Below are 14,060 nucleotides of genomic sequence, written 5' to 3' on the forward strand. Positions count from 1 at the left end.
GACAAGCGCCGCTTCTTCGTACACCCACACACGCGACGGGCTATTCCCCGTCGTCTTCTTCCAGTGCCAGTTCCTCCGGACGCAGGCCGCTGCGCGCGCCCCAGTGGTAGCAGCCCAGCGCGATCGCGGCCACGCACAGCGTGTCCCAGGGATGCGCGATCCAGCCGCTGCCGCCGAAGGTGCCCAGGCGCGACACCATCAGCACCAGCGCGAAGAACACGATCAGCCACAGCACGCCGCGCACCTGCCGCCACAGCCGTGCGCGGCCGGCCGCGTTGGGCAGGCGGTACAGCACGTACAGCGCGAACATCGCAATCTGCAGGCCGAGCAGCCACGACAGCGTGCTCCAGGTCGACCAATACACGATCAGGCCTGCGACGATGAACGACAGCGGCCCGAGCACCGCCATGCCGCGCAGCCGGAACGGCCGCGGCAGCTCCGGCGCGCTGCGCCGCAACGCGGCCACGGTCACCGGCGCCACCGCATAGCTCAGCACCAGCGCCGCCGACACCACGTTGATCAGCGCCTCCCACGAGGGGAACGGCAGGGTCCAGAACACCGACAGGCCCAGGCTCAGCCACAGCGCCGGGCGCGGGATGCCGGAGGCGGCGTCCACCTTGGTCAGCGCCGGCATAAACCCGCCGCTGCGCGCCCAGCCGTAGACCACCCGCGGCGTGGCGTTCATGTAGATGTTGCCGGTGCCGCTGGGCGAGATCATCGCGTCGCAGATCACCAGCGCCGCCAGCCAGCCCATGCCCAGCGCCAGGGCGATGTCGTGGTACGGCAGCGAGAACGCCTTGTCGATGCCGCCCCAGCCGTTGGCCAGGTGCTGCGCCGGCACCCCGCCGAGGAAGGCGAGCTGCAGCAGCACGTAGATCACCGTGGACAGCGCCACCGACAGGATCAGCGCGATCGGGATGTTGCGCTGCGGATCGCGCACCTCGCTGGCCACCGACACGATCGGCGTGAGCCCCAGGTAGGCGAAGATGATGCCGCCGGCGGAGATCGCCGCCTCCACCCCGGCCGCACCGAACGGCGCGAAGCCCTGCACGTGCAGGTTGCGCGCATCGAAATGCGCCATCAACAGCACAATCACCAGCACCGGCACCAGGAACTTGAACACGCTGACGATGTTGTTGGCGGTGGCGAAGGTCTTGACGCTGTAGTAGTTGAGCAGGAAGAACGCGACCAGCAGCGCCAGCTGCAGCAGCCAGCCGGCGACGCTGGGATGGGTGCTGCCGGCCTGGTTGAGCCAGGGGAACCACGCTGCGGCGTATTGCCGTGCCGCTTCCACCTCGATCGCGATCAGGCTGGAAAAGGCGATCAAAGTGATGAAGCCCATCAGCCAGCCGAGCAGCACACCGTGCGAGTACTCCGGGTAGCGCACCACGCCACCGGCACGCGGCAACGCGGCGCCCAGTTCGCAGTACACAAGCCCCAGCAGCAGCACCGCCACGCCGCCGGCGATCCACGAGACGATGCCGGCCGGCCCGGCGATCGCCGAGACGTGGCTGGCCGAGAACAGCCAACCGGAACCGAAGATCGAGCCCAACCCGATGAAGGTCAGATCGGTGAGGCTCAAACGCTTGTGGAACTTGCCTTGTGCGGCCATGGCGTCTCCCGCTGGATTGGTGTCACTGGTGATTCGATGATCTGCGGCGTTCCGTACCCTCACCCCAACCCCTCTCCCGGAGGGAGAGGGGCTCGGCGTTTCCCTTCTCCCTCCGGGAGAAGGTGCCCCGAAGGGGCGGATGAGGGTCCGGGCGAAGCCTCGTGCAGCTGAAACACCGCATGCGCTTCGCGCCCTACCCTCACCCCAACCCCTCTCCCGGGGGGAGAGGGGCTTATTGCTCCCTTCTCCCTCCGGGAGAAGGTGCCCCGAAGGGGCGGATGAGGGTCGGGCGAAGCCTCTTGCAGTTGAAACACCCCAAGCGCTTCGCGCCCGAACTCACCCCAATCCCCCGCTCCGCGCCCCGGCCCGCGCTTGCGGCGCGGGCGCTCAAGGGCACGCGCGCCAGTGGCGCGCAAACCGTGCCCTTTCGCCCCGGAGGGAGAAGGGCTATTACTTCGCCCCCTCCTTCGACCAAGGCGATTTCCCACCCTCGGCAATGAACCGGTCGATGCGCTGCTCCAGCACCGGCAGCGGCACCGAGCCCGTCTCCAGCACCGCGTCATGGAACGCACGGATGTCGAACTTCTCGCCCAGTGCCTGCTCCGCCTTGCGCCGCAGCTCCAGGATCTTCAGTTCGCCCAGGTAGTACGACAGCGCCTGTCCGGGCCAGGCGATGTAGCGGTCGACCTCGGTGGTCACCTCGTGCTCGCTGAGCGCGGTGTTGTCGCGCAGGAACGCCTGCGCCTGTTCCCGCGTCCAGCCGTCGTGATGGATGCCGGTATCGATCACCAGCCGGCACGCGCGCCACATCTGGTAGGTCAGGTAGCCGAAGCGGTCGTACGGGGTGTCGTACATCCCCATCTCCTGCCCCAGGTATTCCGAGTACACCGCCCAGCCCTCGCCATAGGCGGAAATGAAGGTGTAGCGGCGGAAATCCGGCAGGTTGTCCTGCTCGGCCGCCAACGGCATCTGCAGCGCATGACCCGGCGAGGACTCGTGCAGGGTCAGCGCAGCGAGGTTGTACAGCGGCCGCGACGGCAGATCGTAGGTGTTGACCAGGTAGATGCCGGGGCCACCGCGGCCGCCGGTGTAGAACGGCGCCAGGTCCGCCGGCACCGGCTCGATCGCGAAGCGCTGCCGCGGCAGCCGGCCGATGTAGTCGCCGATCTTGCCGTCCACGCGCTTGGCGATCCACGCCGCGTCCTTGAGCAGTTCCTCCGGGGTCTTGGCGTAGAACTTGGGATCGGTGCGCAGGTAGTGCAGGAACGCCGGGAAGGTCTGCTGCCCGGGCGGGGTCTTGAAGCCGCTGTCGACGATCGCCTGGTCCATCTCCTTGCGCAGCCGCGCCACTTCCTTCAGCCCCACCGCGTGGATCTGCTCGGGGCTGAGATCGAGCGTCGTGTATTCGCGGATCTGCGCGCGGTAGTACGCCGCGCCGTCGGGCATCGACTCGGCGGCCAGCGCCGGGCGTGCCTTGGGCAGGTATTCCTCGCGCATGAAACGCAGCAGCTTGGCGTAGGCCGGGACCACCTGCTGGGCGATCGCCGTGCGCGCCTGCGCGCGCAACTGCGCCTGCAACGGCGCCGGGATCGTCGCCGGCATCTGCTTGAACGGGGTGTAGAACAGATTGGTCTCGCCCGGCGCCTGCGCGACCTCGGCGATCGACTGGTCGCGGCCCTGCAGGATCACGCCGGGCTGGGCGAAACCGCGCGCCAGGCCGGCGCGCATGTTGGCGATCTGCTCGTCGAAGTAGCGCGGGATGTCGGCAAGCTGCCCGAGGTAGCGCTGGTAGTCCTCGCGGTTGCGCAGGGTGGCGCGCGCAGTGAATCCCAGGTCGCTCCAGAACGCGGAGTCGCTGTTGAACGGCATTTCCCAGACGCGGAAACGCTGCTGGTCGAGCAGCACCTGCAACTGCTGGCGATAGACCTGGTAGTTCACCTGGTCCTGCGCCGACAGCTGCGTCGGGTCGATCGCGTCCAGGTCGCGCAGCACCTGCTGCCAGTACGCGGTGCGCTGCGCCTGGGTGGCCGGGTCGACCTTGGGCAGGTGATCGGCCGCCTGCCCTTGCGCGTCTTCGTCGTCGGCACCGGCGAATTGCTCCTGGCGCCATTTCCACTCGCGCTGGTACAGCGCCTTGAAGCGCGCACCGGCATCGTCGGCAGGCGCGGCGGCCGCTGCCGCCGCGGTCTTTGCCGGCGCGGCATGGGCGGCGCCCTGCCAGGCCAGGGTGCAGGCGATGGCCAGGGCCAGCGCGGTGCGCAGTCGGGAATGAGCGGTCATCGCGAAGTCTCCGAAGTGGCGGGAGCGCCGGCCTGGACCTGGGCGATCCAGGCGTCGATGCGCGCGTCCAGCAGGTCCAGCGGCATCGCGCCGCCGCCGAGGATGGCATCGTGAAAGGCGCGGATGTCGAAACGATCGCCCAGCGCGCGCTTGGCCTTCTCGCGCAGCGCCAGGATGTCCAGTTCGCCGAGCTTGTAGCCCAGCGCCTGGCCCGGCCAGACGATGTAGCGGTCGGTCTCGGCCTGGATGCTGGGCTCGTCGTCGGACGGATGCGCGTGGAAGAAGTCGATCATCTGCTGCCGCGTCCAGCGCTTGTAGTGGACGCCGGTATCCAGCACCAGCCGGTTGGCGCGCAGCAGTTCGCCGGCCAGGCGGCCGTAATCGCTGTACGGATCGCGGTAGAAGCCCACCTCCTTGCCCAGCCGCTCGGCGTACAGCGCCCAGCCTTCCACATAGGCGTTGTAGCTGGATTGCTGGCGGAACGGCGGCAGCGGCAGGGTCTGTGCCAGCGAGATCTGCAGGTGATGACCGGGCACGCCCTCGTGGTAGGCGGTGGCTTCGATGTTGACCAGGGTACGGTGCGCGTAATCGCTGGTGTTGACCATCACCAGCCCCGGCTTGCTGCCCTGCGCATCGCTCTGCCAGTACTCGGCACCGGGCGCGGTGGCGCGGAACGCGGGCATCGCGCGCACCTCCAGCGGCGTCTTCGGCAAGGTGCCGAACAGCTTGGGCAACTGCGGCTGCATCTGCGCGATGTCGTCGCGGTAGCGCTGCAGGATCTGCTCGGACGAACTGGCGAAGAACTTGCGGTCATGGGCCACCGCCTGGCGCAATGCCGGCAGGTCGGCGTAGCCGAGCTGCTTGGCGATGACGCCCATCTCGCCCTCGATGCGCGCGACCTCGGCCAGGCCGGTCTGGTGGATCTGCTCGGGCGACTGATCGGTGGTGGTCTGGGTGTGGATCGCATAGCGGTAGCGGCGCGCGCCATCGGGCAGCGACCACAGGCCTTCGTGGACGCGGCCCTGCGGCGCGTACTCATCGGCGACGAAGTCGGCGAGCTTGCGATAGGCCGGCCGCACCTGCTGGTCGATCGCCGCGATCATCGCCGCGCGCAGCCGCGGCCGCTCGGCCTCCGGCACTGCTGCGGGGAACTGCTGCAGCGGGAGCGCGAACGGACTGTCGGCACCGGCCGGCGCGGCGATCTCGCGCACCTGCGCGGGAATGCGCTCGAGCAGGTACTTCGGCTGCACCAACCCGTCCTTGGCGCCGGCGCGCGACAGCGCCACCACCTGGTCGAGCAGCGCCGGAATCGCCTGCAGGCGCTTGATGTAGTCCTCGTAGTCCTTGACGCTGGCGAACGGAAACGCCTGCGCATAGCCCGGCAGCGCCACCTGGATGCCGCCGACCGGCTCCAGCGGCATCTCGTCGTTCTTCAGCGCGATCGCCTCCAGCCGGTCGCGCAACTGCCGCTGCATCATCTGCAGGCTCAACTGCTCCTGCGCCGACAGCGCCTTGGCATCGACCGCATCGAAGCGCGCCAGGAACCCGACGGTCGCCTGGCGTTCGGCTTCCAACGCGGCTGGCGAATAGTCGGTCCAACGGTCGTTGTAGCGGCTGTCGCCGATGATGCTGGCAAACTCGGGATGGTGTTCGAGCTGGTACTGCCACTGCGCATCGAGCAGCGCGGCGAAGGCCTGCGATGGCGAGGTGCTCGCCTTGCCCGGCGCCGTCGCCGCTGGCGTGGAAGGCGCCGACGGTGCCGACGGCTGACAGGCGCTCAGCAGGGCCAGCGCCAGCATGCCGACGACGGGCAGACGGATGTGCTTCATCGTGGAACTCCGCAGGGCGACATGCGCCCGTGACACACCGCGGCGGCCGCCGCACAAACGTGGCAGGTGGCCGCCCTGCGCATCAGGCGAACGGCCGGTCGATCGCCGGCGACGGCGGCGTGAACCACTGCGCGCCGTCCTCGGTGACGTAGAAATGATCCTCCAGGCGCACGCCGAACTCGCCCGGCACCACGATCATCGGCTCGTTGCTGCAGCACATGCCCGGGGCCAGCGCCAGCGCATTTCCGCGCACCAGGTATGGCGCCTCGTGGATGCTCATGCCGCAGCCGTGGCCGGTGCGATGCGGCAGCCCCGGCAACTGGTAGTCCGGGCCGAGCCCGGCGCGCTGCAGCACCTTGCGCGCGGCCTCGTCCACCACGGCGCAGGCCACGCCCGGCCGCACCGCGGCGAAGGCCGCCGCCTGCGCGTCGTGCTCCAGTTGCCAGATGCGTCGCTGCTTCTCGCTGGGTTCGCCGAAGATGTAGGTGCGGGTGATGTCGGAGTGGTAGCCCTGCACCGTGCAGCCGGTATCGATCAGCACCAGCTCGCCCGGGCGCAGCGCCTGCACGCCGGGAATGCCGTGCGGATACGCGGTGGCGTGGCCGAACTGCACGATGCAGAAGGTCGAGCCGTTGTCGGCGCCGAGCGCGCGGTGCGCCTGGTCGATGAAACGGGTCAGTTCCGCGGTGGTGATGCCCTCGCGGATCAGCCCGGCAGCCAGACGCTGCACCTGCAGGGTCATGTCGCAGGCCTGCTGCATCAGCGCCAGCTCCGCCGGCGACTTGCGCATGCGGCAGCCGTCGACGATCGCCGCGGCATCGCGGATCGCGATCCGGCCCAGCACCGCCGTCAGCCCGGTGTGCACCGCGAAGGCCACGCCCGGGTCCAGCGCCAGGCTCTGCGCGTCCAGTTCCAGCAAGGCCTCGGCGACCAGCGCGTGCGGATCCTCGTGTTCCTGCCACAGGCGCTTGCGTACCGGCACCGACAGCACCGCGTCCAGCGAGCCTTCCTCGAACGCCGGGCAGATCAGCAGCGGATCGCCTTCGGCGGTGAGCAGCATCGCCACCAGGCGCTCGCTGGCGCCCCACGGCACGCCGGTGAAGTAGCGCAACGAAGCGCCGGCACCGATCAGCAACGCGTCGGCGCCGTGCGCGCGCATCAACGCACGCGCGTTGGCCAGGCGCTGCCGGTACTCCTGCTGCTGGATTGCCGGCGCGCGATGCGGCCACGGCGCCAGTTGTGCGTGCGCCTGCTCCAGGGTCAAGCCGCCGATCTGGGCCTGCTCGCTCATGCGCGCGGCTCCACGTCGGCAATGCTCCAGCAGCCGTCGATCAAGCGCTGCACGCCGCCGGGATTGCGATCGCGCAGCAACGGCGGCAGCAACGCGTCGGGCACGCCGTCGTAGCTGTGCAGCGCGGCGAAGCGGCGGATCGCCGCGGGCATGCCGACCGCCGTGAAGCCCGGATGGCCGGTGCTCGGATACGGGCCGCCATGGTTCATCGCCGGGCTCACCGCCACGCCGGTCGGCATCTTGTTGCAGATCAGGCGACCGACCCGCGGACGCAACGCCGCGGCCAGCGCGGCGAAGGCCATGTCGTCGCTGCCATCTGCGGCGCGATAGAGCGTGCCGGTGAGATTGCCCTCGAAGCTGCGCGCCAGGGCGGTCAACTGCCCCAACCCGCCGCCGCGCACGATCAGGCTGACCGGGCCGAACGCCTCGGTCTGCAGCGCCTCGGGCTGCTGCAGGAAGGCCTCGGCCGACACTTCCAGCAAGGTCGGCGCATGCCGATAGCCGGGACCCTTGTCGGCCTCGCCACCGGCCAGCGCCGTGGCGCCGGCATCGCGCAGCGTACCCACGCTGCGCTGCAGATGCTCCAGCACGCCGCGCGAGAACAGCAGCGCCGGCGCAGCCGCGGCGAAATGCGCGGTGGCCGCGACGACGAAGGCATCGCCGGCCTCGCCCTCGGGCACCACCACGATGCCCGGGTTGGTGCAGAACTGGCCGCTGCCCATGGTGCAGGAGGCGAAGAACTCCTGCGCCAGCGCCGCGCCGCGTTCGGCCAGCGCGCCCGGCAGCAGGAACACCGGATTGACGCTGGACAGCTCGACGTAGGCCGGCACGCCGGCGCGGTCGGCGGCGGCCTTCAGCGCCAGCCCGCCGGCGCGGCTGCCGGTGAAGCCGATCGCGCCCAGCCGCGGATCGCCGGCCAGCTCCAGGCCCAGCGTGCTGTCGAAGTGGTAGAGCAACTGCACCGTCGCCGCCGGCAGGTCATGCGCCAGCAGCGCCTGATGCGCGAGCTGGGCCAGGCGCTGGCTGGTGGCCGGATGCGAGGGATGCGCCTTGGCGATGACCGGATTGCGCGCGGCGATGGCCGAGGCGAAATCGCTGCCGGCCACCGCGTTGAACGCGAACGGAAAATTGTTCGGGCCGAACACCAGCACCGGCTTGTGCAGCGGCCCCAGCTGCGCGCGCAGGCCCGCCGCGGTGTCGATCACCGGCTGCGCCCAGCTGTGGCTGCGCACTGCCTGCGCGGCCTGGCGCAGCTGCCCGCTGGCGCGCGGCAGTTCCACCTTGGCCAGGCGCGGCTCCACCGGCAGGCCGGTTTCGGCATGCGCCAGCGCCACCAGCCGCTCGACGTCGGCGTCGATCGCGTCCGCATACGCATCCAGGAACCCGGCGATGCGTTCCGGCGCGGCCGCGGCCAGCGCATCGGCGCTCAGCGCCGCCGCGCTCAGCGCCGCTTCCAGATCGGCGGCGCCGCTGATCGGGAACGACGGGCCGAACTCGCTTCCGTCGCGCGGATCCTCGGCGCGGAAACTGCCGCGCTCTTCCAGCGAGGCCTGCCAATGGCCGGCCAGCAACAGCGGTTGCGTACTCATCTCAGTGCCCGGGATGGGTGGCGATGGCGTGGTCGATGACCTTCAATGCGGCCTCGCGCTCGGCGCCTTCCAGCACCAGCCGCGGCGCGCGCACGCGCTCGCTGCCCAGGCCGACCTTCTCCTGCACCAGCTTGATCAGCTGCACGAACTTGGGCACGGTGTCCAGGCGCAGCAGCGGCAGGAACCAGTCGTACAGCGCCTTGGCCGCCGGGTAGCCGCCGTCGCGGGCCAGCTCGAACAGCTTCACCGACTCCTTCGGATACGCGTTGACCAGGCCGGCGATCCAGCCCTTGGCGCCCATGCTCAGGCCTTCGACGATCGCATCGTCCATGCCCACCAGCAGCACCAGGCGGTCGCCGAGCAGCTCGCCCAGCGCGGCGAAGCGGCGCACGTCGCCCGAGGATTCCTTCACCGCCTGCAGGTTCGGGAACTCGGCCGCCAGTTCGGCGATCTGCGCCGGGCTGAAGTCGGTCTTGTAGGCGATCGGGTTGTTGTACAGGATCGCCGGCAGGTCGGTGGCGGCGATCACCGCGCGCATGTGCGCGCCCATTTCGCGCCAGTCGGTGGAATACACGTACGGCGGCAGCACCATGATGCCGCCGCAGCCGACCTGCTTGGCCGCCTGCGCCAGGCGCACGGCCTCGTCGGTGGACAGCGCGGCGATACCCGGCACCACCGGGATGCGGCCGTCGACCGCCTGCACCAGGGTCTTCAGGATCGCCAGCTTGTCGTCGAAGCTCAGCGTGGCCGCTTCGCCCAGCGAGCCCAGCGGCACGATCGCGGTGCAGCCGGCGTCGACCATGAGCTGGGCATGCTTGGCCAGGAACGCGTGGTCGATGCTGCCGTCGGCGTTGAACGGGGTGGTGATGGCCGGCAGCACGCCGTACCAGAAGGAAGCCTTGCTCATGGAAGTACACCTTGTGGAGAGTTGCGAAGGGAGGCCGCGCGCGAGGGCGCGGCGGAAGCAGCGTCCGGACCGGTATCCGGACAAGGATGGGCCAGCGCGTCCAGACGCGCCGGGAACAGCGGCGGCCGGCGGCCGTCGTCGGAGAAATCGGCGGCGCGCGCGGCCAGCCCCAGTTCGGTCAGCGCACTGCCGCAGATGCGGCCCTGGCAGGCGCCCATGCCGCAGCGCGAGGCCAGCTTGGCGTCGCGCAGGTCGGCATGGCCCTGCAGCGCGGACAGCGGCACGTCCTCGCAGCGGCACACCAGGGTATCCGGCGCGGCCAGCGCATGGATGCGCGGATCCAGCGCGAACTGCCGCTGCAGCAGCGCGGCGAAGGCACGCGCGCGGCGTCGCTGCGATTGCAGCGCCTGCGCAGCTGCATCCTGGCCGGCGGCCAGATGGCCGGCGATGGCACCTTCCACCCGCGCGCAATCGCGCCCGCCGATGCCCAGCGCCTCGCCGGCGGCGTACACGCCGTCGACGCTGGTGCGCAGTTGCGCATCCACCGCCACGCACGGATGCGCGCCGCTGCGGCCCAGGCGACAGCCCAGCAGTTGCGCCAGTTCCACGTTCGGCACTAGGCCGTAGCCCACCGACAGTTGATCGCAGGCGAGACGGCGGCGGCCGCGCGGGCCGTCGATCTCCACCTCCTGCACGCGGCCCTCGCCATACGCAGCCAGCACCACGCTGTCGGCGTGGTAGCCGACCCCGGCCAGTTGCGTGCGCAGCGCCAGCGCCTGCAGCGCCTTGTCCGGCCAGCGCAGCGGCAGCTGCGCAGCGAACGCGGCCAGCGCGCGCCACGGCGCCTGTTCGACGATGCCCAGCACCTGCGCGCCGTGGCGATGCAGCGTCGCCGCCGAGGCCAGCAGCAGCGGCCCGCTGCCGGCGACCAGCACGCGCCGCCCGGTCAGCGGCCAGCCCTGCTTGGCCAGCGCCTGGGCGCCACCTGCCCCGGTCACCCCGGGCAGGGTCCAGCCCGGGAACGGCAACAGCAATTCGCGCGCGCCGGTGGCCAGCACCAGCGCGTCGTAGCCCAGCCAGCGCGCGCCATCGGGTCCATCGGTGAGCAGTTGCCGGTCCTGCGCCAGCAGCACCTGGGTCTGCGGCAGAAAGGTCACGGCGCTGGCCGCCAGCTGCGCCAGCGTGCGCGCGGCCAGGCGCGGCGGCGCCTGCGCCACGTCGTGGCGCCAGATCTGCCCGCCGGCACGCGCCTGCAGATCGACCAGGCCGACCCGGCGGCCATGTCCGGCCGCCGCCAGCGCCGCCGCCAGCCCGGCCGGGCCGGCGCCGATCACCAGCACGTCGTAATGGGTGCGCGGCTCAGCCATCGGTCCACACCTGCATGCCGTCGCGCGCCGGGGTGATGCAGGCGCGCAACTGACCGACGCGGTCGATGCGCACCCGGCACTCGGCGCACACGCCCATGCCGCACAGCGGCGCGCGCGGCTGGCCGCTGCGCGAGCGGCGGAAATGCGTGGCGACCTGCGCCACCGCCGCGGCCACGCTGCTGCCGTCGAGCACTTCGACATCGCGGCCGTCGACCTGCAGGCGCAGCATGCGCGCGCTCATGCCAGCGCCCGCGCCGGCGCGTAAGGCGCCGGGTCGATCGCCGCGGGCCGCTGCAGCAACTGGTCCAGCAGCAGGCGCGCACTGCCCAGCGCGGTGGTCACGCCCAGGCCCTCGTGGCCGGCCGCGACCCACACGTCGCGCCGCTCCGGCACCGCGCCCAGGTACGGGCGCCCGTCCGGCGTGGCCGGACGCAGCCCGGTCCACACCCGGATCGCCTGCAATTGCCGCAGGCCGGGCAGGAACGCGAAGGCGCGCTCCAGCATCCGTTGCAGCATCGGCATCGACACCGCGCGGTCGGTCGCATCGAATTCGCGCGAGGAGCCGATCAGGAGTTGCCCGGTCGGCCGCGGCTGCACGTTGAACGCCACGCTGCTGCCGTCGCTGCCGTGCGCGCTGTCGGCATAGCCCAGTTCCAGCAATTGATGGGCGACGAAACCCGGGTAGCGGTCGGTGATCACCAGTTGCCCCTTGCGCGCGCGCATCGGCAGTTCCGGCAACAGCTCCGACACCGCGCAGCCGGTGGCGACCAATACCGGGCCATGCAGCACGCTGCCGTCGTCCAGGCGCACGCCGGCATCGGCCAGCGCAGTGGCGCGACGCCCGGCGTACAGCCGCGCACCGGCGGCGCAGGCGCGCTCGACCAGGTAGCGCGCCATCCGCGGCGGATACACCACCGCCTCGGCGGCCACGCGCATGCCGCCCGCCAGGCCCGGCACCAGCGCCGGCTCAAGCTGATACAAGCGCTGCGCATCGAGCGCTTCGGCGTGGACGCCGGCCGCGGCCAGGCGCTGGATCTTGGCCGGAATCGCCTCCAGTTCGCGCGCCTGCCGCGCCACCCACAGCGTGCCGCAACGGCTGAACTCGGCCTCCGGCAGCGGCGCGAATTCTTCCCACAACCGCAGCGAATACGCCGACAGCGCCAGTTCCGCCGGATCGTCGTCCATCGCCACCAGATGCCCCATCGCCGCGGCGGTGGAACCGCCGCCGATGCTGCCCGACTCGACGATCGCCACGCGCAGGCCGGCGGCCGCCGCCGCATCGGCGCAGGCCGCGCCGACGATGCCGGCGCCGACGACGATCAGGTCGAAACCGCTCATGCGGCGCCGATGCCCCAGGCGAACGGATCCTGCGGATCGATCAGCAACTGCGCGCGCGCAGTGATGTAGGCCTGCCCGGTGATGCGCGGCAGTACCCCGCGCGCACCGACGGTGTAGCTGCCCTCGAACACGCTGCCGAGGATGCCCTGCTGCCGCCACACCTGGCCCGGCGCCAGCTTGCCGTCGGCGGCCAGGCACGCCAGCTTGGCGCTGGTGCCGGTCCCGCACGGCGACCGATCGTAGGCCAGGCCCGGGCACAGCACGAAGTTGCGCGCATCGGCGCTGGCGTCCGGCGCCGGCCCGTTGATCTCGATGTGATCGATCTCGCCACCGTCGGCGCCGCGGATGCCCGCCGCCTCCAGCGCCAGCCGCACCGCCTCGGTGTAGGCGGTCAGCGCGCGCTGGTGGCGCAGCTCCAGCGCGCATGGCGTCTGCTGGGTGATGAAGAACCAGTTGCCGCCCCAGGCCACGTCGCCGCGCACGCGCCCATAGTCGGGCACCTGCACTTCGACGCCGGTGGCATGGCGGTAGCTCTCGACGTTGTCGACCGAGACGCGGCCGTCGGCGTGCAGCTCCACACCGACCGTGCCCACCGGCGTCTCGATGCGGTGCGTGCCCGCGCTCAGCCGCCCCAGCTCGGCCAGCGTGCGCACCAGGCCGATGGTGCCGTGGCCGCACATGCCCAGGTAGCCGACGTTGTTGAAGAAGATCACCGCCGCGCAGGCATCGGCGGCCACCGGCGGCAGCAGCAGTGCGCCGACCATGGTGTCCGAGCCGCGCGGCTCGCAGGCGATGGCGCTGCGCCAGGCGTCGAAGCGCGTGCGGAACAGCTCCCGGCGCTCGGCCAGGGAACCGGTTCCCAGATCGGGGAAGCCGGAGACGACGACACGGGTCGGTTCGCCGGCGCTGTGCGAGTCGATGACATCGAGTGTATGCATGGAGCCATGCTCACATTCGGCACCGCCGCCGGCTAGCAGCGTTTGCCTGTCGCCAATGCGGAAGTTCGCACAACCCGGCGACGCCCGCCGGTGCCGACTTAGGCTAGCATCGGCATTCAGGGGACGCGCGGCGGCGCGCCCGCACCGCCGCCCACTTCCGCAGGTGAACGCCATGGACACTCTGATTTCGGCACTGGAACTGCAGACGCTGTTCGACGCCCTGCCGGACGTGGTGTTCTTCGTGAAGGACCGCGACGGCCGCTACACCCATGTCAACCTGACCCTGGTGCGGCGGCTGGGCAAGAAATACCGCGCCGACCTGATCGGCAAGTCGGCCGCGGACGTGTTCCCGCTGCCGCTGGGCGGCAGCTATCTGATGCAGGACCGCCGGGTGCTGTGCGGCGAGGTGATCGAGAACCAGCTGGAAGTGCACCTGTTCCCGAACCGCACCCCCGGCTGGTGCCTGACCTTCAAGCGCCCGTTGTGCGAGGGCGAGGAGGTGATCGGCGTGGTCGGCATCTCCCGCGACCTGGGCCAGCCGGACAGCCGCCATTCCGCCTACGAGCGCATCAGCCGCGCCATGGAACACATGCAGGCGCACTACGGCGACAACCTGCGCGTGCAGACCCTGGCCGACCTGGCCGAGCTGTCGGTGGCGCAACTGGAGCGGCACTTCCGCCGCGTGTTCCAGCTGACCCCGCAGCAGTTGCTGACCAAGATGCGCATCGAAGCGGCGATGCGCCTGCTGCACGGCGACGACAGCATCGCCAGCATCGGCCAGCTGTGCGGCTTCGCCGACCAGAGCGCCTTCGCCCGCCAGTTCAAGGCCACCGTGGGCATGACCCCGCGCGACTACCGGTCGATGAAGGGCAAGCTGTGAAGAGCTGGGAATGGGGAATGGGGAATGGG

General features: G+C 70.8%; 11 protein-coding genes. 1 reads left to right on the top strand and 10 read right to left on the bottom strand.

Going from position 1 to position 14,060, the window contains the following annotated elements:
- Positions 1–40: 40 nt before the first annotated feature.
- From J7357_RS11390 to J7357_RS11435, 10 genes are all read right to left on the bottom strand, one after another.
- Entirely contained in the window at positions 41–1,612 is a 1,572-nt protein-coding gene (locus J7357_RS11390) for an APC family permease (RefSeq protein ID WP_209246531.1), read from the bottom strand.
- Positions 1,613–2,062: 450 nt separating this feature from the next.
- Positions 2,063–3,892 carry a DUF885 family protein gene (locus J7357_RS11395; RefSeq protein WP_209246533.1) on the bottom strand — a complete coding sequence of 610 codons (1,830 nt, stop codon included), beginning with the start codon at positions 3,890–3,892 and terminating at the stop codon, positions 2,063–2,065.
- Positions 3,889–5,721 (bottom strand): DUF885 family protein, encoded by a 1,833-nt coding sequence (locus tag J7357_RS11400; RefSeq protein ID WP_209246535.1) that lies wholly within the window; start codon positions 5,719–5,721, stop codon positions 3,889–3,891. The genes J7357_RS11395 and J7357_RS11400 overlap by 4 nt, the downstream gene beginning before the upstream one ends.
- A gap of 82 nt (positions 5,722–5,803) precedes the next feature.
- Positions 5,804–7,012 (bottom strand): Xaa-Pro peptidase family protein, encoded by a 1,209-nt coding sequence (locus tag J7357_RS11405; RefSeq protein ID WP_209246537.1) that lies wholly within the window; start codon positions 7,010–7,012, stop codon positions 5,804–5,806.
- Positions 7,009–8,601 (bottom strand): aldehyde dehydrogenase family protein, encoded by a 1,593-nt coding sequence (locus tag J7357_RS11410; protein WP_209246539.1) that lies wholly within the window; start codon positions 8,599–8,601, stop codon positions 7,009–7,011. The genes J7357_RS11405 and J7357_RS11410 overlap by 4 nt, the downstream gene beginning before the upstream one ends.
- Position 8,602: 1 nt before the next feature.
- A complete protein-coding gene (locus J7357_RS11415) occupies positions 8,603–9,508 on the bottom strand; it encodes a dihydrodipicolinate synthase family protein (protein ID WP_209031823.1) in 906 nt (301 codons plus the stop codon).
- Positions 9,505–10,875 (bottom strand): FAD/NAD(P)-binding oxidoreductase, encoded by a 1,371-nt coding sequence (locus J7357_RS11420; protein WP_209246540.1) that lies wholly within the window; start codon positions 10,873–10,875, stop codon positions 9,505–9,507. Before J7357_RS11420 ends, J7357_RS11415 begins: the two co-directional genes overlap by 4 nt.
- Complete coding sequence (locus tag J7357_RS11425; protein WP_010343411.1) at positions 10,868–11,116, bottom strand: (2Fe-2S)-binding protein; 249 nt, start codon at positions 11,114–11,116, stop codon at positions 10,868–10,870. The genes J7357_RS11420 and J7357_RS11425 overlap by 8 nt, the downstream gene beginning before the upstream one ends.
- Positions 11,113–12,213, bottom strand: coding sequence for an FAD-dependent oxidoreductase (locus J7357_RS11430; protein WP_209246542.1), 1,101 nt, complete (start codon positions 12,211–12,213; stop codon positions 11,113–11,115). Before J7357_RS11430 ends, J7357_RS11425 begins: the two co-directional genes overlap by 4 nt.
- Complete coding sequence (locus J7357_RS11435) at positions 12,210–13,151, bottom strand: 4-hydroxyproline epimerase (protein WP_209246544.1); 942 nt, start codon at positions 13,149–13,151, stop codon at positions 12,210–12,212. The genes J7357_RS11430 and J7357_RS11435 overlap by 4 nt, the downstream gene beginning before the upstream one ends.
- A gap of 172 nt (positions 13,152–13,323) precedes the next feature.
- Here J7357_RS11435 and J7357_RS11440 point away from each other — a divergent pair, with 172 nt between their 5' ends.
- Positions 13,324–14,031: an AraC family transcriptional regulator gene (locus J7357_RS11440; RefSeq protein WP_017911046.1), complete on the top strand. Its 708-nt coding sequence runs from the start codon at positions 13,324–13,326 to the stop codon at positions 14,029–14,031.
- Positions 14,032–14,060 lie beyond the last annotated feature (29 nt).

It is taken from the genome of Xanthomonas sp. D-109 (assembly GCF_017746095.1).
Taxonomy (GTDB): domain Bacteria; phylum Pseudomonadota; class Gammaproteobacteria; order Xanthomonadales; family Xanthomonadaceae; genus Xanthomonas_A; species Xanthomonas_A sacchari.

What these genes read in the sequence shown, in the direction of transcription:
- J7357_RS11420 (WP_209246540.1), bottom strand. Translation starts at nt 10,875, where the DNA reads ATGGCTGAGCCGCGCACCCATTACGACGTGCTGGTGATCGGCGCCGGC.
- J7357_RS11400 (WP_209246535.1), bottom strand. Translation starts at nt 5,721, where the DNA reads ATGAAGCACATCCGTCTGCCCGTCGTCGGCATGCTGGCGCTGGCCCTG.
- J7357_RS11395 (WP_209246533.1), bottom strand. Translation starts at nt 3,892, where the DNA reads ATGACCGCTCATTCCCGACTGCGCACCGCGCTGGCCCTGGCCATCGCC.
- J7357_RS11415 (WP_209031823.1), bottom strand. Translation starts at nt 9,508, where the DNA reads ATGAGCAAGGCTTCCTTCTGGTACGGCGTGCTGCCGGCCATCACCACC.
- J7357_RS11435 (WP_209246544.1), bottom strand. Translation starts at nt 13,151, where the DNA reads ATGCATACACTCGATGTCATCGACTCGCACAGCGCCGGCGAACCGACC.
- J7357_RS11440 (WP_017911046.1), top strand. Translation starts at nt 13,324, where the DNA reads ATGGACACTCTGATTTCGGCACTGGAACTGCAGACGCTGTTCGACGCC.
- J7357_RS11390 (WP_209246531.1), bottom strand. Translation starts at nt 1,612, where the DNA reads ATGGCCGCACAAGGCAAGTTCCACAAGCGTTTGAGCCTCACCGATCTG.
- J7357_RS11425 (WP_010343411.1), bottom strand. Translation starts at nt 11,116, where the DNA reads ATGAGCGCGCGCATGCTGCGCCTGCAGGTCGACGGCCGCGATGTCGAA.
- J7357_RS11410 (WP_209246539.1), bottom strand. Translation starts at nt 8,601, where the DNA reads ATGAGTACGCAACCGCTGTTGCTGGCCGGCCATTGGCAGGCCTCGCTG.
- J7357_RS11430 (WP_209246542.1), bottom strand. Translation starts at nt 12,213, where the DNA reads ATGAGCGGTTTCGACCTGATCGTCGTCGGCGCCGGCATCGTCGGCGCG.
- J7357_RS11405 (WP_209246537.1), bottom strand. Translation starts at nt 7,012, where the DNA reads ATGAGCGAGCAGGCCCAGATCGGCGGCTTGACCCTGGAGCAGGCGCAC.